General features: G+C 64.3%; 19 protein-coding genes and 1 tRNA gene. 14 read left to right on the top strand and 6 right to left on the bottom strand.

Features of this window, described 5'->3' with window-relative positions:
• Position 1 precedes the first annotated feature (1 nt).
• Genes ACFVSJ_RS05235 through ACFVSJ_RS05225 form a run of 3 tightly spaced genes read right to left on the bottom strand, consistent with a single transcriptional unit; the run spans position 2 to position 2,221 of the window.
• The gene (locus ACFVSJ_RS05235) at positions 2–652 is read right to left on the bottom strand and encodes a hypothetical protein (protein ID WP_387434974.1); all 651 of its coding nucleotides are present in this window, start codon (positions 650–652) and stop codon (positions 2–4) included.
• A 5-nt stretch (positions 653–657) separates the two neighbouring features.
• Positions 658–1,287, bottom strand: a complete 630-nt coding sequence (locus tag ACFVSJ_RS05230; RefSeq protein ID WP_387434973.1) for a hypothetical protein — start codon at positions 1,285–1,287, stop codon at positions 658–660.
• A 49-nt stretch (positions 1,288–1,336) separates the two neighbouring features.
• The gene (locus ACFVSJ_RS05225) at positions 1,337–2,221 is read right to left on the bottom strand and encodes a WXG100 family type VII secretion target (protein ID WP_387434971.1); all 885 of its coding nucleotides are present in this window, start codon (positions 2,219–2,221) and stop codon (positions 1,337–1,339) included.
• Between the two features lie 170 nt (positions 2,222–2,391).
• Between ACFVSJ_RS05225 and ACFVSJ_RS05220 the strand changes: the two genes are divergently transcribed.
• The 7 genes from ACFVSJ_RS05220 (at position 2,392) to ACFVSJ_RS05190 (ending at position 13,419) form a co-directional block, all read left to right on the top strand.
• The gene (locus tag ACFVSJ_RS05220) at positions 2,392–3,528 is read left to right on the top strand and encodes a GuaB3 family IMP dehydrogenase-related protein (protein WP_387434970.1); all 1,137 of its coding nucleotides are present in this window, start codon (positions 2,392–2,394) and stop codon (positions 3,526–3,528) included.
• 103 nt (positions 3,529–3,631) lie between these two features.
• On the top strand, positions 3,632–5,386 hold the full coding sequence (locus ACFVSJ_RS05215) for a glycerol-3-phosphate dehydrogenase/oxidase (RefSeq protein ID WP_387434969.1): 1,755 nt from the start codon (positions 3,632–3,634) through the stop codon (positions 5,384–5,386).
• 63 nt (positions 5,387–5,449) lie between these two features.
• Positions 5,450–5,938 (top strand): PTS sugar transporter subunit IIA, encoded by a 489-nt coding sequence (locus ACFVSJ_RS05210; RefSeq protein ID WP_387434967.1) that lies wholly within the window; start codon positions 5,450–5,452, stop codon positions 5,936–5,938.
• Positions 5,939–6,002: 64 nt separating this feature from the next.
• Positions 6,003–6,863 (top strand): SURF1 family protein, encoded by an 861-nt coding sequence (locus tag ACFVSJ_RS05205; RefSeq protein WP_387434966.1) that lies wholly within the window; start codon positions 6,003–6,005, stop codon positions 6,861–6,863.
• Positions 6,860–7,360, top strand: a complete 501-nt coding sequence (locus ACFVSJ_RS05200) for a DUF3817 domain-containing protein (RefSeq protein WP_387434965.1) — start codon at positions 6,860–6,862, stop codon at positions 7,358–7,360. Before ACFVSJ_RS05205 ends, ACFVSJ_RS05200 begins: the two co-directional genes overlap by 4 nt.
• A gap of 109 nt (positions 7,361–7,469) precedes the next feature.
• On the top strand, positions 7,470–9,059 hold the full coding sequence (guaA, locus tag ACFVSJ_RS05195; RefSeq protein WP_387434963.1) for a glutamine-hydrolyzing GMP synthase: 1,590 nt from the start codon (positions 7,470–7,472) through the stop codon (positions 9,057–9,059).
• 148 nt (positions 9,060–9,207) lie between these two features.
• On the top strand, positions 9,208–13,419 hold the full coding sequence (locus tag ACFVSJ_RS05190; RefSeq protein ID WP_387434962.1) for an AAA family ATPase: 4,212 nt from the start codon (positions 9,208–9,210) through the stop codon (positions 13,417–13,419).
• A 14-nt stretch (positions 13,420–13,433) separates the two neighbouring features.
• Here ACFVSJ_RS05190 and cpaB read toward each other — a convergent pair whose 3' ends face one another.
• The 3 genes from cpaB to ACFVSJ_RS05175 form a co-directional block, all read right to left on the bottom strand.
• Positions 13,434–14,177, bottom strand: coding sequence for a Flp pilus assembly protein CpaB (cpaB, locus tag ACFVSJ_RS05185; protein ID WP_387434961.1), 744 nt, complete (start codon positions 14,175–14,177; stop codon positions 13,434–13,436).
• Positions 14,178–14,241: 64 nt separating this feature from the next.
• A complete protein-coding gene (locus tag ACFVSJ_RS05180) occupies positions 14,242–14,511 on the bottom strand; it encodes an FmdB family zinc ribbon protein (RefSeq protein ID WP_387434959.1) in 270 nt (89 codons plus the stop codon).
• Between the two features lie 146 nt (positions 14,512–14,657).
• Positions 14,658–15,257, bottom strand: coding sequence for a 5-formyltetrahydrofolate cyclo-ligase (locus ACFVSJ_RS05175; RefSeq protein ID WP_387434958.1), 600 nt, complete (start codon positions 15,255–15,257; stop codon positions 14,658–14,660).
• 103 nt (positions 15,258–15,360) lie between these two features.
• Between ACFVSJ_RS05175 and galU the strand changes: the two genes are divergently transcribed.
• From galU to ACFVSJ_RS05140, 7 genes are all read left to right on the top strand, one after another.
• Positions 15,361–16,293 carry a UTP--glucose-1-phosphate uridylyltransferase GalU gene (gene galU, locus ACFVSJ_RS05170; protein ID WP_387434956.1) on the top strand — a complete coding sequence of 311 codons (933 nt, stop codon included), beginning with the start codon at positions 15,361–15,363 and terminating at the stop codon, positions 16,291–16,293.
• A gap of 6 nt (positions 16,294–16,299) precedes the next feature.
• Positions 16,300–16,926, top strand: a complete 627-nt coding sequence (locus ACFVSJ_RS05165) for a GNAT family N-acetyltransferase (RefSeq protein ID WP_387434955.1) — start codon at positions 16,300–16,302, stop codon at positions 16,924–16,926.
• Between the two features lie 152 nt (positions 16,927–17,078).
• A complete protein-coding gene (locus ACFVSJ_RS05160) occupies positions 17,079–17,948 on the top strand; it encodes a hypothetical protein (RefSeq protein WP_387435212.1) in 870 nt (289 codons plus the stop codon).
• 6 nt (positions 17,949–17,954) lie between these two features.
• Positions 17,955–18,755 carry an SDR family oxidoreductase gene (locus ACFVSJ_RS05155; RefSeq protein WP_387434953.1) on the top strand — a complete coding sequence of 267 codons (801 nt, stop codon included), beginning with the start codon at positions 17,955–17,957 and terminating at the stop codon, positions 18,753–18,755.
• Positions 18,756–18,792: 37 nt separating this feature from the next.
• A tRNA-Ala gene (locus tag ACFVSJ_RS05150) sits at positions 18,793–18,865 on the top strand.
• 46 nt (positions 18,866–18,911) lie between these two features.
• Positions 18,912–19,349, top strand: coding sequence for a VOC family protein (locus ACFVSJ_RS05145; protein WP_387434951.1), 438 nt, complete (start codon positions 18,912–18,914; stop codon positions 19,347–19,349).
• 93 nt (positions 19,350–19,442) lie between these two features.
• A complete protein-coding gene (locus ACFVSJ_RS05140) occupies positions 19,443–19,979 on the top strand; it encodes a PadR family transcriptional regulator (protein ID WP_387434950.1) in 537 nt (178 codons plus the stop codon).
• The last annotated feature ends 5 nt before the right edge of the window (positions 19,980–19,984 follow it).

Raw genomic sequence — 19,984 nt, 5'->3', positions numbered from 1 at the left:
CCTAGAGAGGTCCGTATCCGGCATTGCCATAAGGATCACGCCAGGTGGCGAGGTCTTGTTCCAGGAGTGCGCGGAAGCGTGGATCATTTGCGGTCTTGGTGCGAAGGGATTCCCGCGATCGGCCCATGATGGTGGCCGGGATAATGATCCCGGCCACGAGAAGGCAGATGACGAACGCCAGAACCATGGCCAGCGTCAGCAGGAGCCCGGGATCCTGCCACGTCGATGGTTTGGCCGTGAAGGCGAACAGCCCTATGAAGACGATCAGGATGAACGCCACGAAGGACACCGCCCCCCGCAAGTTCCCTGGCCCACGATTGATAAGAGCCCTGCTTGTTCGCGGCAACCGGTCCCGCACCCGTCCATAAAAGACACCGCACAGCACCATGATCGCCAAGCCGGGAACGCCGAGCGCCGGAACCGGAACGAACGTGCCGAGCCGGGCGGCGAGGAGAGCTCCCAGGAGGATGAGGTTTGCACCGATACCGATTCCTGCCGCCCAGGCGCCCATAAAGGCGCCACGCGCTCCGGCGATTTCGCGAAGACGGGAGCGCACATTCGGGGGAGTGATGGCGGAGAGCTCAGGGGAAAGCCAATAATCCAAGGGGCGGTCAGGAGGCGAAAGGGGAGAGGGGCTTGTCTGGTAGCTCACCCTGGCTACTGCTTCAGGCCTGCGCGGATACGGGAATCGAGGTCCTCACGCGCGAAGGGTGACGAATTGAGGTTCTCGCCTTCCCCCGTGGCGATCGAAAGGGAACCGTCTGCCTCCGCTTTGACGTGGACTGCGCGGGAGGTTCCGTTAGGGAAGTGCTGGCGGGTTGTGGCTGCCGCCGGGAAACCGTCCGGTGCTTGGCTCAAATAGTAGTCAGCCATCTGGACGGCCGTGGTGATCATGCCCTCCGTGCCCGTGATGGGGTGGAGTTCGTGAACGCCGTACTTGCTCAAGTTGAGCAACAGGGCGCCTTGTTCTGCGCCGAACATGAAGGAAACGTGCTCCGAGGACGGGGTGACAAGCGCTGTTTCCAACCATGCCGTGGCATCCGCCAGGACGGCCGTAACCGTGGCAGCCGGCCCCACCGGCAAGAGTGCGTCGTTTTCGACCTTCATCAAACCACGCTCCAGCAGGGTGGAGACACCGGCCTGTTCCAGCGGTGACCCGGCGGCGTGGTCGAGGCGGAACAGGGTTTGGCACCTCAGCGCGCCGTCGGTGCCAGCCATCGCGATCAAAGCAATGAGCTCGTGTTCCGTGATGAGCAATGCCTGGGTTTCTTCGGTCTGGGTGGTCATTTCTGCCCTCTCTTGAGCGATTCTGTGTCCAGTCTAGGAAATGGGGCGATCATGTGAGCCATCCCCAGACCTTCTTTGCGCCGTCGGCCACTGCTCCGCCAACGTCCTTGGCGCCTTCCCAGACGTGCTTGGCTCCGTCAGCCACCATGGAAGAAGCGGAGTCGTAACCCATATGGGTGGCGAGGAGGCCCAGCCCGCCCCAGGCAATGCCGGCGACGGCGCAGGCAGGGCCAATGACCGGAACAAAGCTGCCCACGGCCAAGGCAGCGGATATGCCGCCATCCACGGCAACGCCGGGATGTCCCGTCTGGATCCCTTGATAGACCTGCAACCCACCGGTGACGATGCCCAAGGCTCCGGAGAGACGGCCCAGCATGGACGTGCCGTTGAGCAACCGGGTGCCCTTGACATACCCGACGCCCGCGGCCTGGCCGTATTGGGCACTCAGCCTAGGCCAGCTCGTCAGTTCCGTGACCAACCCGCCCTTGGCCATCTGGGCCAGGATGTTGTCCGCAAACAAGCCGCCTGCGGTCACGAGTCCGTTTCCGGCCCACCATCCCTCGCTGCCGGTGACGCCGAACAGTCCTTCCAAACCAGTGACAGGCGTTGGTTGGTTTCCGCCGCCGGGACCTTGCGGATCAACCGGTCCACTTGGTCCATAGCCAAGGGTGCTGGCCTTGTCCTGTTCATCGGCCTGGGTGCGGAGGGTCTTGGACGCGTCATCCAAGGAACGCGCCGTTTTGTGCAGGAGGGGCCGCAGGGTGCTGCTCCATTCGCGGCGGAAGCGGTCGCCGTCGGTTCCTTTCCACGCAACGCTGGAGATCAGGCCGTTGATCTGGAGTTCCTGGTTCTGGAGCCGGCTGCCGGCCTGTCCCATTTGTTTGGATAACGAGCGGAGCTGTTCAATGTCGGCTCCGTAGAATCCAGGCGCCACGGGTCCCCCCTTGCATGGTGTGAATGTGTTTTCGCAGGCTAGCGGATGTGTCGAGGACCCTGCCATGGGCACCTCTGCCCATGGGGGCGGGCAGTTCCCGCGCGCTTTGTGAAGTGCCCCCTTTGATGGGCGAACCGGGGTTCCGGGAGCGGTCCAGTAAAGTAAGAGCCGTGACTTATGAGATTGAGATTGGCCGTGGCAAGCGTGGGCGTCGTGCCTACTCCCTGGATGACATCGCGATCGTCCCGAACCGCCGGACGCGCGACCCGAAGGATGTCTCGGTCTCGTGGCAGATCGACGCCTATAAGTTCGACATGCCGGTGATCGGCGCTCCCATGGACTCCGTGATGTCTCCGGAGACCGCGATTGCCCTGGGCCGCTTGGGTGGCCTGGGTGTCCTTGACCTCGAGGGCCTGTGGACCCGTTACGAAAACCCGCAGAAAATCCTCGACGAGATCGCCGGCCTGGCCGACGAAACCAGCAGCCCGGCCGTCACCCGCCGGATGCAGGACCTGTACCAGGCCCCGGTCCAGCCGGAGCTCATCAGTTCGCGCCTGGCCGAGATCCGCGCGGCCGGCGTCACCGTGGCCGGCTCGCTGACTCCGCAGCGCACGCAGGAACACTATAAGACCGTGGTTGCTGCCGGCGTCGATATCTTCGTTATCCGTGGCACCACAGTCTCCGCCGAGCACGTCTCCAAGAACCACGAGCCGCTCAACCTGAAGCAGTTCATCTACGAGCTCGATGTTCCCGTCATCGTCGGTGGCGCGGCCGGTTACACCCCGGCCCTCCACCTGATGCGGACCGGTGCGGCCGGCGTCCTGGTCGGATTCGGCGGCGGCGCCACCACCACTACCCGCCGTGCGCTGGGTATCCATTCGCCCATGGCATCGGCTATTTCCGACGTCGCCGCTGCCCGCCGCGACTACATGGATGAGTCCGGCGGACGTTACGTGCACGTCATTGCCGACGGCGGCATGGGCAGCTCGGGCGACATCGTCAAGGCGATCGCCATGGGCGCAGACGCCGTTATGCTGGGCAGCGCGCTTGCCCGCGCTGAGGAAGCCCCCGGCCGTGGCTGGCACTGGGGTCCCGAAGCCCACCACCTCGAATCCCCGCGTGGCGACCGCGTCAACGTTGGCACGGTCGGTCCGCTCGAGGAAGTCCTGTTTGGGCCTGGTCACCATACAGACGGCACATCCAACCTGATCGGCGCCCTCCGCCGTTCGATGGCCACCACAGGGTACTCCGACCTCAAGGAGTTCCAGCGCGTGGACGTCGTTGTGTCACCTTACGCAGGCAACTAGTCCTTCAGCACCATGCTTCCCCCGCCAGGTCCGGGACTGCCCACGACGGCGGGCAGCAAGTAGGGTAGGGGACTACCAGCAATTGCGTTTGAGGAGGAGTCCGATGAGCAATGTCGCAGGCGGCCCACAGGTGAACCCCTCCGGAGCCCTCAGCCCGGAGTCCCGTGCCGCTTCCATCGAAGCCCTGAAAGCCACCGCCGAATCCGGCAAGGAGCTCGACATCCTGATCGTCGGTGGCGGCGTTGTGGGTGCCGGCGCCGCCCTTGATGCCGTGACGCGTGGCCTCACGGTGGGCATAGTGGAAGCCCGCGACTGGGCCTCGGGGACATCGTCGCGTTCTTCCAAGCTCATTCACGGCGGTTTGCGCTACCTGGAGATGCTCGATTTCGCCTTGGTCCAGGAAGCCCTCCAAGAGCGCGGCCTGTTGATCCAGACCATCGCTCCGCACCTGGTCCGGCCCGTTCCGTTCCTGTACCCGCTGACCCGCCGGGTGTGGGAACGCCCCTACGTGGGTGCCGGCATCATGCTCTATGACACCCTCGGCATAACATCCGGCCATAGCCGCGGCGTCCCCATGCACAAGCACTTGTCCAGGCGTGGCACCTTGCGGGCCGCGCCCAGCCTGAAGGACGACGCCTTCGTCGGTTCCATCCGCTATTACGACGCGCAGGTGGACGATGCCCGCCTGGTGGTGAACGTCGTCAGGACCGCCGCCCACTACGGTGCGTACGCGGCCAACCGGGTCCGCGTGGTCGATTTCCTCCGCGAAGGCGAACGCGTGGTCGGAGCCAAGCTCGAAAACCAGGAAGACGGCAGCGTGTTTGAAGTCCGTGCCAAGCAGGTTGTCAACGCAACCGGCGTTTGGACCGACGAGACGCAAGCCATGGTCACCGACCGGGGCCAGTTGAAGGTACGGGCTTCCAAGGGCATCCACCTGGTGGTCCCGCGGGACAGGTTCCAATCCACCGTCGGGCTCATTCTTCGTACCGAAAAGTCCGTGCTCTTCGTCATTCCCTGGGGCCGACACTGGATCATCGGCACCACGGACACCGACTGGAAGCTGGACAAGGCTCACCCGGCGGCTTCCAGCAAGGACATCGACTACGTCCTGGAACACGTCAACCGCGTCCTCAAGCGCCCATTGACGCGCGAAGATGTGGAAGGCGTCTACGCCGGCCTCCGGCCGCTGCTCGCCGGTGATAACGACTCCACGGCCAAGCTCTCACGCGAACACGTCGTGGCCCACCCGGTTCCCGGGCTCGTGGTGGTTGCCGGCGGAAAGTACACAACGTACCGGGTCATGGCCAAGGATGCCGTGGACGAGGCAACCCGGGCCATGGACGAGCGCGTTCCCTCCAGTTGCACCGAGACCATACCGCTTCTCGGTGCCGAGGGCTTCAAAGCGGCATGGAACCGTCGCGCCCGTTCGGCTGACGAGGCCGGGGTTCATGTGGCCAGGGTGGAGCACCTGCTCAACCGGTACGGATCGATGGCCTCGGAGGTGCTTGAACTGATCGCAGGACAACCCGGACTGGCCGATCCGCTTCCCGGTGCGGACGACTATCTCGCCGCGGAGGTGGTGTACGCCACCACGCACGAGGGAGCACGTCATGTTCATGACGTTTTGACGCGCAGGACCCGCATTTCCATCGAAGCCTGGGACCGGGGTGTGTCCGCCGTGCCCGTAGTGGCTAAGCTGATGGGAGAAATCCTCGGCTGGAGCGAAGCCCAGCGCGAAAGCGAAATCAAGCATTACCTGGCGCGTGTGGAAGCCGAACGGCTCAGCCAGGAACAACCCGATGACGAATCGGCGGATGCCGCCCGTATGGGAGTCGACGACATCGTGCCCCTTCGCTGACGCGCCGGGAAAGCAACCAGTTGGGGAGCTGCGGCCGGGAGGCCACACTGGAGGGAACACGACTTGGCCGAACCACTTGACCGGTATGACGCGGAACTGACCACGCCGGACACCGTCATTCTTGAACTTGTAGCAGCAGACAAGATTGACGCTGCGGCACAGCTGGCGGAAAGGCTTCACGCTGCCGGCCGCATCTCCAACCTGGAGGGCTTCCTGGAGACGGTCAACTCGCGGGAACATCAATTGGCCACCGGCCTGCCCGGAGGCATTGGGCTTCCGCACGCGCGCAGCGAGTTCGTGGACCGTATTTCCATTGCCGTCGGCGTGACCAAGTTCGGGCACTCGCTCGATTTCGGCGCAAGCGACGGACCGGCGACCGTCGTCCTCCTGATCGCCACCCCGGCGAGCTCTTTCTCCGACCATTTGGAAGTCCTGGCAACGTTGGCCCGGTCCTTATCCAAGGAATCTTTCCGTGAGTCGCTCCGCCGTGCCCACGATCCCGAGGTCATCTCCGAACTCATCAACTCCTCCCTGGTGTTCTTCGACCACTGAGATTGGGCCCCGCGCCCCGAACCTCGTTTCGTTGTTCTACAGCCGGACGAAGTACGGTTAAGGGGTGTTGAAAACTGCGCTGAAACCCCGCTGGATCGCAGGATTGGTCTTTGCGCTCCTGCTGTCCGGGGTGTTTGTGCTGCTCAGCCAATGGCAGCTCAGCCGCTCAACGCAGCATGACCCGCCGGAACCGTCCAGCGTAGAGGACGTCAAACCATTGGTGGATGTCCTCCAGCCCGGACAGTTCTTCCCCGGATCGGTCCAGGACCAGATGGTCAGTGCCACGGGACATTACGACGCCGGCAAGCAGGTTCTGGTTGAAGGCCGGCTCTACGACAACCAAAAGGGCTATTGGATCGTCTCCGCATTCGCCGTGGACAACGCTCCCAAGCTCAGTGGCGTCGCCGCGTCGCCCCAGACCTGGATTCCGGTTGCCCGTGGTTGGGTGGCGGATCCCGCCCAAGCCGACCAGCCGCCGTCGGGCGCCGTGACGCTGACCGGCCGCCTGTTGCCGTCCGAGGCGCCCGTACCAAACGTCGACGCCGGTCCAGGCCGTGCGTCCGCCGTGGCCGTTGCGGAACTCATCAACGACTGGGGAGTTTCCAGCTACCCCGGATTTGTTGCTGCAACCTCCCAAACCACGGCTGCGGGACCTGTCGCCGCCAATGGCGATGTCAAGGCCCTGAACATCCCGGCACAGCCCCCGGCCCAGCAGGTCAATTGGCTCAACCTGTTCTACTCCGTGGAGTGGGTGGTCTTCGCTGGCTTCGCGCTGTACATCTGGTGGCGGATGGTGGCCGACGACTACCGCCGTGGACTCGAAGGCGACGACGAATACGACGACGAACCGGACGATGGACCCGCCCCGGAACAACAAACAACTGAGCCAAACCACAGTGAGCCAGAACAAAAGGTGCAACCATGATTGAGCCCAAACCGGCAGTCCAGCCCGAGCAGTCGGGACCCAAGCCCAAGAAGCGGCGGTTCGGCGGAACGGAAGCCCAAATCCGTTCGGCGTTGAAGTTCTACAAGGTCATGGCGTACCTCACCGGTGCCATGCTCCTCCTCCTTTGTGCTGAGCTCATCGCCCGCTACGGCTTCGGCGTCTCGCTGTTTGCCGGCGGCACGGATGCCGTGACCGGCCAGCCGTTCGGATTCGGCTTCGCGGAATCGGAGCCCAAGGGTGTGATCGGCGGATTCAACATTTCCACCACCGTCCTGATCGTCCACGGCTGGATGTACGTGGTCTACCTCATCTCCAACTTCCGGCTGTGGTCCCTCCTGCGCTGGCCATTCTCCAAGTTGGTCCTGCTGGCGCTGGGTGGCGTCGTTCCGCTGATGTCCTTCATCGTGGAGAAGAAGTTCCACGCACAGGTCGAAGCCGAATTGGCAGCCAACCCGCAGGCATCGAAGCGTTACTAGCACGTCCTGGAGGCCCCGGGTGTGAGATGCCTTACGGACACGCCGGATTTGCCGCTCCCGAGGCTGTCCCGGTGTGCGCCGGGGCGGCCCGGCAAAGTAGTCTTGTTTGGTGACTACTCCCACCGCACCCCAGACTTCACAGAAGCCGGTGCTGGTTGTTGACTACGGTGCCCAGTACGCGCAGCTGATTGCCCGCCGCGTCCGTGAAGCGAATGTGTATTCGGAAATCGTTCCGCACACCTTCACCACCGAGCAGCTTCTGGCCAAGAACCCGGCAGCCATCATCCTTTCCGGCGGACCCTCCAGCGTCTACGCCGAGGGAGCTCCGAGCGTCGGAGCGGACCTCTTCGAGGCCGGCGTTCCGGTCTTCGGCATCTGCTACGGCTTCCAGGCCATGGCAAACGCCTTGGGTGGCAAGGTTGCCCAGACCGGCCTGCGGGAGTACGGCGCAACCGAAGCTTTGGTTGTTGGCGACGCCCGCTCCATCCTGGACGGCGTCCCCGCATCGCAGAACACCTGGATGAGCCACGGTGACTCAGTGCACGAGGCGCCTGAGGGCTTCGAAGTGCTGGCGACGACGGCAGGCGCACCCGTTGCTGCCTTCGCCAACGAGGACAAGAAGCTCTACGGCGTCCAGTGGCACCCGGAGGTCAAGCACTCCGTCCACGGGCAGCACGTCCTGGAGAACTTCCTCTTCAAGGGTGCGGGGCTGAGCCCCAACTGGACCACCGGCAACATCCTTGAGGAGCAGGTGGATCGTATCCGCCAGCAAATCGGTGACTCCAAGGTCATTTGTGGCCTGTCCGGCGGCGTCGATTCCGCCGTCGCAGCAGCACTGGTTCAGCGTGCCGTGGGGGACCAGCTGACTTGTGTGTTCGTCGACCATGGACTCCTTCGCGAAGGCGAAGCCGAGCAGGTTGAGCGCGACTTCGTGGCCGCAACCGGCGTCAACCTCTACGTTGCCAACGAGCAGGAACGCTTCCAGTCAGCACTGGCCGGGGTCAGCGATCCCGAAACCAAGCGCAAGATCATCGGCCGGGAATTCATCCGCGCCTTCGAGGAGGCGGAGCGGGCCATCATCGCCCAGGCCGCTGCCGAGGGCGAGAAGATCAAGTTCCTGGTCCAGGGCACCCTCTACCCGGACGTCGTCGAATCGGGCGGCGGCGAGGGCGCTGCGAACATCAAGAGCCACCACAACGTGGGCGGTCTCCCCGAGGACCTGCAGTTCGAACTCGTGGAGCCCCTGCGGGCACTCTTCAAGGACGAGGTCCGCGCCGTGGGTGCCCAGCTTGGCCTGCCGCAGGAAATCGTCGGCCGCCAGCCCTTCCCCGGCCCCGGCCTGGGAATCCGCATTGTTGGCGAAGTCACCAAGGAGCGGCTGGACCTGCTGCGGAAGGCCGACGCCATTGCCCGTGCCGAACTGACCGCTGCCGGACTCGACAACGATGTTTGGCAGATGCCGGTAGTGCTGCTGGCAGATGTCCGCAGTGTCGGTGTGCAGGGCGACGGCCGTACCTACGGCCACCCGATCGTGCTGCGTCCGGTGTCCTCCGAGGACGCCATGACTGCTGACTGGTCCCGTTTGCCCTACGACCTCCTGGCCCGGATCTCCAACCGGATCACCAACGAGGTGGACGGCGTGAACCGCGTGGTGCTGGACGTGACCAGCAAGCCGCCGGGAACCATCGAGTGGGAATAGCATTCTGAATGGCCGGTCTCCGTCGGGAGGCCGGCCATTGTGCTGCCCGCCCCAACCTTGCTTTGCGGAACTGTGAAATGACGGCGAATTTTGCCATGTCCAGTGTTGCGGAGCGGGCTCGGCGCGTATTCCCGCTACCCTCGAAAGTATGCCGGTATGGTCCAAGGCGTCTAAAGCTAGTTCAGAAAAGAAGGCAGAAGTTGTGTCATTAGGTCAAGGCCACGAAGAGGACTCCGAAGAGCTCCGGAAATGGCTGTCTGGACTTAAGCCCGTCACTGGGGCGGACACCATGCTTCGCTTCGTCAAGACGCCGGAAGGCGCCATAGACCTCAGCACAGCGCACCCGTCCGGTCTGGCACAGTTGCTCGCCGGCCGTCGAACCCGCTTGTCCACGCTGATCCGGGACCGCCAGCAATACCTGGTTGCCGCCCGGGCGGCGCGCAATATCCGCTCCAAGATCTTTGAACTGGGCAACGACCGCGGCATCGAGGCAGGTTACTTGTCGGCCGGGACCGTGGTGTGGACCTCTGCCGTCGGTGGCAAGCCCCAGCGCGTTTCGGCCCCGGTCATGCTCACCGCAATCACGCTCACCGTCCGTCCAGGAGAGGACGACTTCGAGCTGCAGCTGACCGAACAGGCCCGGATGAACCCTGCCTTGGTGCGGCACCTCAAGTCCGTCCACGGCATCGTGTTCGACGTCAACGCGGTGGCCCGGATGGCGTACAACACCGCGCGGCTGGACCCGCAACCGGTCCTGGACCGCCTCGCCACCCTGGTACAACCGATCCATGGCGCGGACGTAGAGTTCAATCTCTTGGTAACTACCCTCGCGGACCTCTCGGGCAACCTCGACGATCCTTGGATCAACATGAACAACCCCACCGTGGCCGCCTTGGCAACGGCTGCCAACGGCGGCGACGTGGAGCCCGAGCCCATCAAGGCCGGGCGGTTCCCCAGCCTGGACGAGCGCGATCCCGCCGATGAACTCCTGCTCCTGGACGCTGACACTGACCAGCAGTACGTGGTGGATGCTGTCCGGGCCGGCGATTCGCTGGTGGTCAGCACGCCTCCCGGCAGCGGACAAACGCAGACGGCCATCAATGCCATTGGTGCCTTGGTGGCGGAGGGTAAATCCGTTCTGGTGGTGGGGGAGCGGCAATCGAGCCTCGCTGCCCTTTCTGCGCATCTGGACACACTGGGGCTCGAATCGATGCTCTTCCGTCCCGGAAACGGCACCACACCGCAGCAGCTCAAGGGCCAGTTGGTCCGTGCCATCATGCGGAACGAGAAAGCCCTTGAACCCCAACTGGGCAATCTCCACGAGACACTGACCGGGCATCGCCATGCCCTGACAGACCACGTGGCATCGCTGCACAACGTGCGTGAGCGGTGGGGCTGCTCGCCGTACCAGGCCATGCAATCCCTCGCCGAGCTGACGTCCATCCACCCGGCTCCGTCCACCACCGTGAGGCTCAAGCGCAGCGTCCTGGACAACATCAAGGACCGCGAAGAACTTGCCGGCCGCCTGCGCCGTGCCGCCGAGCTGGGCAGTTTCAGCCGGGCATCCACGTCGAGTCCTTGGTACGGGGCGCGGCTGGTTACGCGCAAGGAAACCGAAGAAGCCCAGCAGCTCGCCCGGGTGGCCGAGGAAAAGCTTCCCGTGCTTCGGGAGCGCATGAAGCAGTTGGCTGACCATGCCGAAATCCGCCTGGGGGACACGTTCACCGAGTGGGGTACCCAGCTCGAGCTTCTGATCGCCGTTCGCGAGAGCTTGGACAAGTTCACTCCGGATATTTTTGATCGCCCCGTCCACGACCTCATTTCCGCTACGGCGAGCTCTGCCTGGCGGCGTGAACGCAACCTCGAGATGCCGTCCATGCAGCGCTCCCGCTTGCGCCGGGTGGCCAAGGAATACGTCCGTCCGGGTGTCCACATCGCCGATCTCCACAGTTCCTTGGTCCTGGTCCAGGAACAGCGCGCGCTGTGGGCCGGTTACGCCACCACCCAGCGGCACCCCGCCGTCCCTTCCGGCCTTGCGGACCTTGGCGCGCTGTACCGCGAGCTGGATGGCGAACTCCGGCGTCTGGGTGAATCCCTGAAGCACACCTCCAATGGTGGCTCCCTGCACGGAACTCCGTATCCGGAACTCATGGAACGCCTGGAACGGCTGGTAGCTGATACCGCCACCCTGGAGACCCTCCCCGAACGCACTCTCCTGATCGAGCAGATGCGTGAGCACGGACTTGGGGAACTGCTGACCGACCTTGCCGCGCGTGAAGTTCCTGCGGCGTCGGTGGCAGCCGAGCTGGACCTGGCTTGGTGGCAGTCCGCATTGGAAGCCATGATCAGCGGCGACGACTACCTCGCCATGTCCGACGGCGATTCGCTGCGCCAGTTGGAAGCCGAATTCCGTTTGGCCGACCAAGCACACATCGCCAGTGGTGCCGCGCGCCTCCGGTGGCAGCTGGCCAGCAGGTGGCGCCAAGGAATCGTGGAACACCCCCGACAGGCGGAACTGCTTCGTGCGCTGCTCAAGGACGGTCGCGTGACCCTCCCGGCGTTGAGCGCCCAGGCTCCCGAGCTGGTACCTCTGCTGGTTCCCGTGTGGTCGGTCAGCCCGTATCTACTCACGGGTGTGCTTCCGGCCGAGCAGAAGTTCGATGCTGTTGTGGTCATCGACGCGGAGTCGACGTCCCTCCAGGCAGTACTTCCAGCCATTGCCCGTGCACGGCAAGTCATTGCCTTCGGCGATGCAAAGATCGCCAATGCCCGCACCTTCAGCGTGGCAGTGGAGCCTCCTGTGGCGGGCGTTGCCAGCCACGAACCCGTGGACAGCGCCTTCACGGCCTTGGCGCGGGTCCTGCCCACGTGGCAACTGAACTGGGTGTACCGCGCTGTGGACGAGGACCTGGTCCTCCAGCTCAGCAAGAATTATTACGACGGCGGGTTGCGGCGCCTCCCTGATGGCAATTCCGTGACGGGCCTGGACCGGTCGATCCTGGTTGAGTACATCCCGGACGGTACGGGACTTCCTGGAGCCGACCACGAAGGCGTTGAGTCCGTAACGGCAGAGGTCAACCGCGTGGTGGACCTCGTCTTCGAACATGCACGGCTCCGTCCGCGCACGTCGTTGGCCGTCGTCACCGCGAGCCTGAGGCATGCTGCCCGGATCGGCGAAGCGATCAGGCTGCAACTGCCCAACCATCCTTTGCTCTCGGCGTTCTTCGGCGCTGGGCCGGAGTCCTTCCGGGTCGTGGACCTGGAACGGGCGCAGGGACTGGTGCGGGACCACGTCATCTTCTCCTTGGGATATGGGCGCACCCCGCATGGACGGGCCCTGCACTCCTTCGGACCGCTGTCCTCGGAAGGAGGGCGCAACCGGTTCGCCCTCGCGATGACCCGCGCGCGGCGGTCCCTGCACGTCCTGAGCTGCTTCCGTCCCGAAGATTTGGACCTGGACCGTTTGTCGCACGGAGCAGTCGATTTCTACGAGTTGCTGGACCGGGAGTTGTCCGGGAACAGCAACCTGGGCACACCCGCGTCCCGTGCCGTGGCCAGTGAACAGGCCCTCGGTGAAGATCCATTGGTTGCCGATCTTGGCGACCGCCTTCGGGCCCGGGGAGCCCGCGTGTGGCACCTCTATGACGGAGTGCTGGACATCGCTGCCGCAGCTGATCCCGTTCACACGATCGGCCGGGAAGGTGCCGAAGTCCCCACGCCGGTGGCCATCGAGTCCGACGGCACCGAACGCTACCGGCGCATGAGCGTCCGCGAACGCAGCAGGTTGCGCCCCCAATTGCTGGAACGCATGGGCTGGCGGTACATGTCCCTGTGGACCATTGAGGTCTTCACGGATCCCTCGTCTTGCGCCGACAGGATCGGTTCCTACCTTGGGCTGGAGAACCACGTTCCGCAGTCCACCTCGGTGCCGCAGCATGGCTTCCTGGACATGGACGTAGAACAATTGGAACTGGGCAGCGTCCAGGCCGCTGCTGCCCGCCCGTCCGCTGCATGGTCCACGGACCGAGCGGGCGCCCCTGAACCGGAAGTCGCGAAAGAAGTACCAGTGAGCACGCAGGAACCCGCCATCGAACCCGCGCCGGCAGCCGATCAGCCGGAGCAGCCAAGCCAGGATCTGCGCGAGGACTCCGGCGCGCCGGAAGAAGCGTTCTCCACCGGGATGGAGGCAGCTGAGGACTCCACTGAGTCCGGGGACTCGACGCCGAAGGACGGGAAGCCCGCTTCCGCCGGCATCCTGCCCAACAAGGCCTCGGAAGACGACCCCCGCCGGTGGGGCGACGAGTCCGGATATGACCACGACCAGTGGTTGAAGGAGCAGCGACCCCCGCACTGGGGCTGACCACGGGACAGTCATCAAGAGGAACTGACCAGCACGAAGAAGAGCTTGCCTTGCGTCGATGCGCCGGCAAGCTTTTCTGCTTGCTGTGGGTCGGCCGCGACTACAACCAGACCTTCCGTATCGCTGGTTCCCAGCCATGGCCCGGCTTTCCCGCCTTGGCCTGATGTCCATAGCACGGGGACCGGCCCGGCGAGGGTCTGGTTCCGGCGGGATTCGTCATAGGAGCCGGCCGAGGTCAGCACCACGTTGACAAGTTGTCCCGGGGATAGCAACTGGATGGACGAGGGATCTGCCATTCTCAGCGGCACAGCTGCGGAGCCTGCGGGTGCCCCTGTGAGGAGACCGGGTCCCAGGAGGTTCGCCTCCGTAGGTATTTGCCCCTTGGCCAGGGGAGAGGCCAATTGGCGCCCGGCCAGGGAAGCAGGATCTTCGATGGCACCGGAGATTGCCATCTCTTGGGGGACGCCCATGCTGATGAAGTCGCCCTGGCTGAGGCTCGTCCCTGCCGGGAGGTCGCGGGCGGCAACAACAATGCTGATGCGGTGCAGAGGCGGCGGCGTGAGTTGTTGGACAGTGATGCCGGCGGCCACGCACAACAGAAGCGCTACAACCAGTCGACGGTGGCGGAGAACGCCGGAAAGAAGCAGCAGCCGTGCGCGGCTGCCACGCGCCGGGGTTGGCGGCCGCCCGGACCTGTGGGGAGCGCGGCTTGCGTGGCGTGTTCGGCCAAGGAGGTACGAGGGCGGTGTCTGTGGCATGACGCCACGCTAATCATCGGCCTCAGCCGCCGGACAGTGGCCGGCGACCGTATGTGGATAAGTGCTAGCTGGCAGCGGCGGCGGGAGCAGGCGTCGCTGCTGGAGCGGGGGCCGCCGGAGCCGAAGGGGCAGCGGAAACGGTGCTGCTGCCCTTGGAATCGCGGGAATCCGTGCGGTAGAAGCCGGAGCCCTTGAAAACAACGCCGACGCTGTTGAACTTCTTGCGCAGGGAGCCCTGGCATTCCGGGCACTCCGTCAGCGAGCTGTCCGAAAACGACTGGACGATGTCAAAGGCATGGTCACAGTCTTTGCAGGCGTATGCGTATGTGGGCACTGAATTCCTCCTCAGGACAAACGTCAGGTCCTGTGCAGCCTTGGCGGAGTGGTTTCCGCCTTAGCAGTCGCAGGGCCTGAGTGCCAATTCTATCATCCGGCCGTTCAGCCGCCACCCCTGGGTTGCGCGACCGTACGCCACCATAACTACCTGCCGAGCCGCACAATTCCCGACGGGGTGAGGACCTCCCGGACGGGCTGGTCGAAAGGCTCGGCCGGGATGGCGCCGGAAGGCAACACATCGTCGTCGTACGTCACCGCAATGGTGCGGGGCCGCTTGCCTGAGTCGTCGAGGCCCTGGAGAAAGCGGTCGTAGTAGCCGCCGCCTTGGCCAATCCGGTTGCCGTCGCCGTCCACCGCGGTGGCCGGCATGAAGATGCCATTGGCGCGGGATGCCACCTCCGGGCCGTGCCGTTCGCCCTCCGGCTCATCAATCGGCGCGTAATGCGAGCGGAGGAAGACTGTCTCCGGGCTCCAGAAAACCCAGCTCAGCTGCCTGTCGGGCTCGCACACCGGAAGCAGGATCCGGTGGCCGTCCTGGTGCAGCGCCTCGATCAAGGGAAGCGTTGGCGGTTCGAAGGCAACACCCAAATAGACAGTGAAGGTGCCCGGGGCGCCGGCAGCAACCTCTTTTGCCCAGGCCATGCCATGGCCCGCGAGGGCGTCACCGGCGATCGCTATCTGCTCCGGAGTCAGCGTGCGGCGGTGCAGCTTGCGGGCAGCACGGATTTCTTCCTTCGAGGCCATGTTCATCCGTTCCGTCGGTGGGTTGCCGGTAGGGCAGCAGCGCCCATGCCAGCCAATTCACCGACTATTTGTACGTCCCGGCACGGCGGGGGTTTACCTTTTGATGTGTTCCGTCCGTTACATTAGTCCGGTGACTCACCATAACAATGCTGTCCGTAAGGCCGTCATCCCCGCAGCGGGTCTTGGTACCAGGTTCCTCCCCGCGACAAAGGCGATGCCGAAGGAAATGCTGCCCGTGGTTGACAAGCCAGCCATCCAGTATGTGGTCGAAGAAGCCGTGAAGGTCGGGCTGCACGATGTCCTGATGATCACCGGCCGCAGCAAGCGTGCGCTGGAGGACCACTTTGACCGTGTTCCTGCCCTTGAGGCCACCCTCGCGGAAAAGGGTGACACGTCCAAGCTTGAAGCCATCCAGTCGGCCACCAACCTCGGTGACATCCACTACGTACGCCAGGGCGATCCGAACGGCTTGGGCCACGCCGTCCTCCGTGCGAAGCAGCACGTGGGCCACGAACCCTTCGCCGTCCTGCTCGGCGACGACCTGATCGATCCCAAGGACGATCTCCTAAGCGAAATGATCGCCGTGCAGCAGAAGACCGGCGGCTCCGTGGTTGCCCTCATTGAGGTGGAACCATCCAAGATCAGCGCCTACGGTTGCGCGGACGTCGAGGAGAACGGCGAGGAGGGGTACGTCCGCATCAAGCAGTTGGTGGAGAAGCCTTCCGTTGAGGAAGCTCCCTCCAACCTGGCCGTGATTGGTCGGTACGTTCTCCACCCGGCGGTCTTCGATGTCCTTGAGAACACGGCGCCGGGCCGTGGCGGAGAGATCCAGTTGACTGACGCGCTCGAGGTCCTGGCCCGCGGCGAGGGCGAAGGTTACGGCGTCTACGGCGTTGTTTTCCGCGGCCGCCGCTATGACACCGGCGACAAGCTGAGCTACTTGAAGGCCTGCATCGAGCTGGCGTGCGAACGCGAAGACTTGGGCCCAGAGCTCCGCGAGTGGCTGCCGGACTTCACCGCTACCCTTCCCAAGTAACACCGGATGTACGGCTCTGCGATCTGGCCGGTGACGCTGGAAAGCGGAGAACTGGTACTCCGGCCCATCCGTTACCGGGACAAGCGGGAGTGGTCCGAGGTCCGTTCGCGGAACAGTGAATGGCTTGCCCCTTGGGAGGCGTCCAACCCTGCACCGGGTGGAAGCCTCCCAAGCTACCGCCAGATGGTGGCATCCCTGAACCAGCAGGCACGCCAAGCCACCGCCTTGCCGTTCATCATCGCCGAGCGGACCCCCGGCTTCCGTGAGGCGCGCATTGTGGGCCAGTTGACGGTTTCCTCAATCGTTTGGGGGTCGGCGATGATGGCAACCCTGGGTTATTGGGTGGACAAGGACCGCGCCGGACACGGCATAGCTCCGACGGCCGTCGCGATGGCAACGGACCACTGCTTCGGGACATTGGGCCTGCACCGCATGGAAATCAACATCCGGCCGGAAAACGCACCCAGCCTCCGGGTTGTGGAGAAGCTCGGTTTCCGGGATGAGGGATACCGCGAAAGGTACCTCCACATCAACGGCGAATGGGCGGACCACCGTTCGTTTGCCTTGACCTCGGAGGAAGTTCCGCACGGACTCCTGGAAAGCTGGCGCCAGGGAAGAACGGGCAGGTCATAGGCCCTTTTAGGTGCTGCCGGGAATCATTTAGGGACTCTCGGGCGACACACCGGCAGGAATGCCGCGGCACCTGACAATTTGCTTCTACGGTTTTGAATGTGGACTTCCCTCTCAGCAGCTCAGTGATACTCGTTGTCACTGTCGCGCTCTGGATGGTGTGGGTGGCGCCCTATGTTCTTCGGAACAAGCGTCCCCAGGTCCAGACGGCCGCCGGGCCGGCAGAGGCATTCGAGGATGAACCGGACCATACGCAGCCAGGGGTGGTATTGGCATTGGCACCTCAGCAGGAGAAACCGATGGAGACCATGCACAGCAAAGCACAGGCGTCGCCCCTGGAATCCCGCGTGGCTGCTGAGCCCATCCGGAAACCATCCAGCACTCCTTTCACTATCCGGTATGCGAGGCTGACCTTGGCGTTGGCCGGACTCGCCCTGCTGCTGACCGCTGTGGTCTCCGGCGTGGTGAGGCTCTTTGGAACGGGCTCCGTCTGGTTGCCCTTGGTCTCGCTTGTGGGTGCCGTGGTGGCAGTGATCGTCCTGCGGAAGCTCGCCCTGCGTGACTTGCGCGAACGCCGGGCGCGCCGCGCGGCCCAAGCGGCTCCCATTCCGACGCCGGCACGGTACCTTCCGAAGGAACCGGCGGTGGAAGCGAAGGAAACACCGGTTTTCGACGCCGAAGCCGCCAGCCGCGAATCGGCACGGCTTTCCGCCGTCGAACTTCGCCAAGCGGCCCTGGCCGTTGCCCTCGCCGCTGGCGACACATCCGCTGAAGCCGCGCCCGAAAGCGAAGGCGCTCCGTGGAAGCCGGTTGAGGTTCCCAAGCCCACCTACGTCGGGGCAGCCAAGGCCAATCGGCCTGCGCCGGAGCCGCTGGTTCTGCCCGAGGCCCCCAAACCAGTTGGGAAGCCGGTTCTCAAGCAAGGGGCGGAACAGGCCGAGGCGGCAGCGCAAGCGCGCACTTCCTCGAAGGGCCAAAGCGCACTGAGCAACCTCGACGACGTCCTTCAGCGTCGCCGCGCCTAGCCTCCCATGGCTGTTGTCTGCGTCGCGGGCGGCACGGGTCAAGCAGGCCGTGAGGTGGTGCGGCTCGCACTGGAGCAGGGGCACGCTGTCAAAGTCCTCAGCCGCCATGTGCCGGCCGCCGGCACCGTAAAACACCACGACGGCGCTACCTACTTCGCGGGCGACGTCACCACCGGCGTTGGCCTCCCAGCCGCCGTGGCGGGTGCCGACGTCGTGATCGACTGCTTGGAAGGCCAGTTCGGTAAAGCGAAAAAGCAGTTCGCCGACGGCGGCGCGCGGCTCCTGGAGGCCGCCCGCCTGGCAGAGGTTCCCCGGGCGGTGGCGTTGTCCATCATCAACTGCGACCGGAGCAGCTACTCGTTCTATGTTTCCAAGGCGGCGAAGGAGCGCGTGTACGCAGCGTCGGCACTCGATACTGTGGTGGTACGCGCCACGCAGTTCCACAGCCTCGTGGCAATGGTGTTTGCAGCCGGTGCCCGGATGCGGTTGATACCGGTGTTCAAGGGGGTGAAGTTCCAGACGATCCCGCCCACAGATGTGGCACGGGCACTCCTGGAAGAAGCCCTGGCGCCGCGTTCCCCGGAAAACCACCGGGTGAGAACCGTGGGTGGTCCGGAGATCCTGGGCATGACGGACATGGCCCTGTCTTGGAAGGCAGCCACGCGATCACGCGGCCGGGTGGTCGAGCTCCCATTGCCCGGTCCCATGGGGCGCTACCTGCGCGCCGGGCTCAACTTGGCTCCCGGAGAAAAGTACGGGACCGAGACGTTCGTGTCGTGGTTGGAAAAGCGGCGGGAAACTTTATAGCCTAGGGACACTGGCCGCGCTGCAGAAGCGCGGTCCGGGGGCTATAGCTCAGTTGGTAGAGCGCTTCGTTCGCATCGAAGAGGTCAGGAGTTCGAATCTCCTTAGCTCCACACACCTCCCTTACCCTTCACCGCAGCCTCGGCTAGCCTTGGCACCATGTCTTTCGTAAAGCACTTCGACCACGTTGGCATCACGGTGGCGGACCTCGACCAAGCCATTGCCTTCTTCGAAACCCTGGGCCTGGAAGTCGAGGGCAGGATGCACATGGAGGGCGAATTCGTTGACACCGTGATCGGCATCCCCAACTCCCGCAGCGAAATAGCCACCCTGCGTGCACCTGACGGCGGCACGGGCGTGGAGTTGTCCAGCTTCACGCATCCGGACCATGAGCCGGGTTCTCCAGCGGCGATGTCCACCGAGTTGGGACTGCGCAACGTGGCCTTTGAAGTGGATGACCTGGACGCGGCCTTGGAACGTCTGGCCGCCGACGGCTACGGTTTGGTGGGTGGCGTGGGCCAATACGAAAACATGTGGCGCATGACCTACGTCCGGGGGCCGGAGGGCATCATCGTCGCGCTGGCACAGCGCCTCTGATGGCCAAGCAAAACGGCATTGTTGGGGGACGGGCCCGGGTATATCGTTTGGGCTATCGTTCAGTATCGTTCGCGACGATTTGAGGTGGGCACAATGCGTGAGTCATTCCCGGCAGGCGGCTTCATGGGGAACGGTTTCGAGGGTATGTGGCAGGCGATGGAGGACTTCCGGTCCCGGTTCGAGAAACGCAGCGGGACACGCGCGGGCCGGGGTGAGCTGCGGACAGCGATCCTGGCCCTCCTGGCCGAGCGTCCCATGCACGGATACCAGATCATCCGCGAGATCGAGGAGCGCAGCGGCGGCAATTGGAAGCCCAGCGCCGGCTCCGTGTACCCGACGCTCCAGCTTCTGGCGGATGAGGGATTTGTCAGGGCCGAGGAGTCCAACGGGCGGAAGATCTACTCCCTGACCGAAGCGGGCCAAGAGGATGTGGAGCACGCCGAAACGTCTGGCCTGTGGAACGCGCAGGGCGAGAACAGGGGCTTCGCTGCGCTGCCCAAGGCAGGCATCGATCTGGCCCAGGCCGCGGCCCAGGTGGGTCGTACCGGAACGCCGAAACAGGTCCAGGACGCTGTGACCGTGCTTGAAGAGGCCCGCCGCCGGATCTACGCGATACTCGCCCAGGACTGAAGCGG

The sequence above is a fragment of the Paenarthrobacter sp. NPDC058040 genome, from assembly GCF_042885775.1.
Taxonomy (GTDB): Bacteria; Actinomycetota; Actinomycetes; order Actinomycetales; family Micrococcaceae; genus Arthrobacter.
The sequence above is the reverse complement of the archived record's forward strand: the minus strand, read 5'-3'. Positions and strand labels throughout refer to the sequence as shown.

Coding starts and splice junctions, on each gene's coding strand:
- ACFVSJ_RS05175 (WP_387434958.1), bottom strand. CDS start 15,257: ATGGCCTCGAAGGAAGAAATCCGTGCTGCCCGCAAGCTGCACCGCCGC.
- ACFVSJ_RS05145 (WP_387434951.1), top strand. CDS start 18,912: ATGTCTTTCGTAAAGCACTTCGACCACGTTGGCATCACGGTGGCGGAC.
- ACFVSJ_RS05140 (WP_387434950.1), top strand. CDS start 19,443: ATGCGTGAGTCATTCCCGGCAGGCGGCTTCATGGGGAACGGTTTCGAG.
- ACFVSJ_RS05165 (WP_387434955.1), top strand. CDS start 16,300: ATGTACGGCTCTGCGATCTGGCCGGTGACGCTGGAAAGCGGAGAACTG.
- ACFVSJ_RS05215 (WP_387434969.1), top strand. CDS start 3,632: ATGAGCAATGTCGCAGGCGGCCCACAGGTGAACCCCTCCGGAGCCCTC.
- ACFVSJ_RS05230 (WP_387434973.1), bottom strand. CDS start 1,287: ATGACCACCCAGACCGAAGAAACCCAGGCATTGCTCATCACGGAACAC.
- ACFVSJ_RS05190 (WP_387434962.1), top strand. CDS start 9,208: ATGCCGGTATGGTCCAAGGCGTCTAAAGCTAGTTCAGAAAAGAAGGCA.
- galU (WP_387434956.1), top strand. CDS start 15,361: ATGTGTTCCGTCCGTTACATTAGTCCGGTGACTCACCATAACAATGCT.
- ACFVSJ_RS05200 (WP_387434965.1), top strand. CDS start 6,860: ATGATTGAGCCCAAACCGGCAGTCCAGCCCGAGCAGTCGGGACCCAAG.
- ACFVSJ_RS05160 (WP_387435212.1), top strand. CDS start 17,079: ATGGTGTGGGTGGCGCCCTATGTTCTTCGGAACAAGCGTCCCCAGGTC.
- ACFVSJ_RS05155 (WP_387434953.1), top strand. CDS start 17,955: ATGGCTGTTGTCTGCGTCGCGGGCGGCACGGGTCAAGCAGGCCGTGAG.
- cpaB (WP_387434961.1), bottom strand. CDS start 14,177: ATGCCACAGACACCGCCCTCGTACCTCCTTGGCCGAACACGCCACGCA.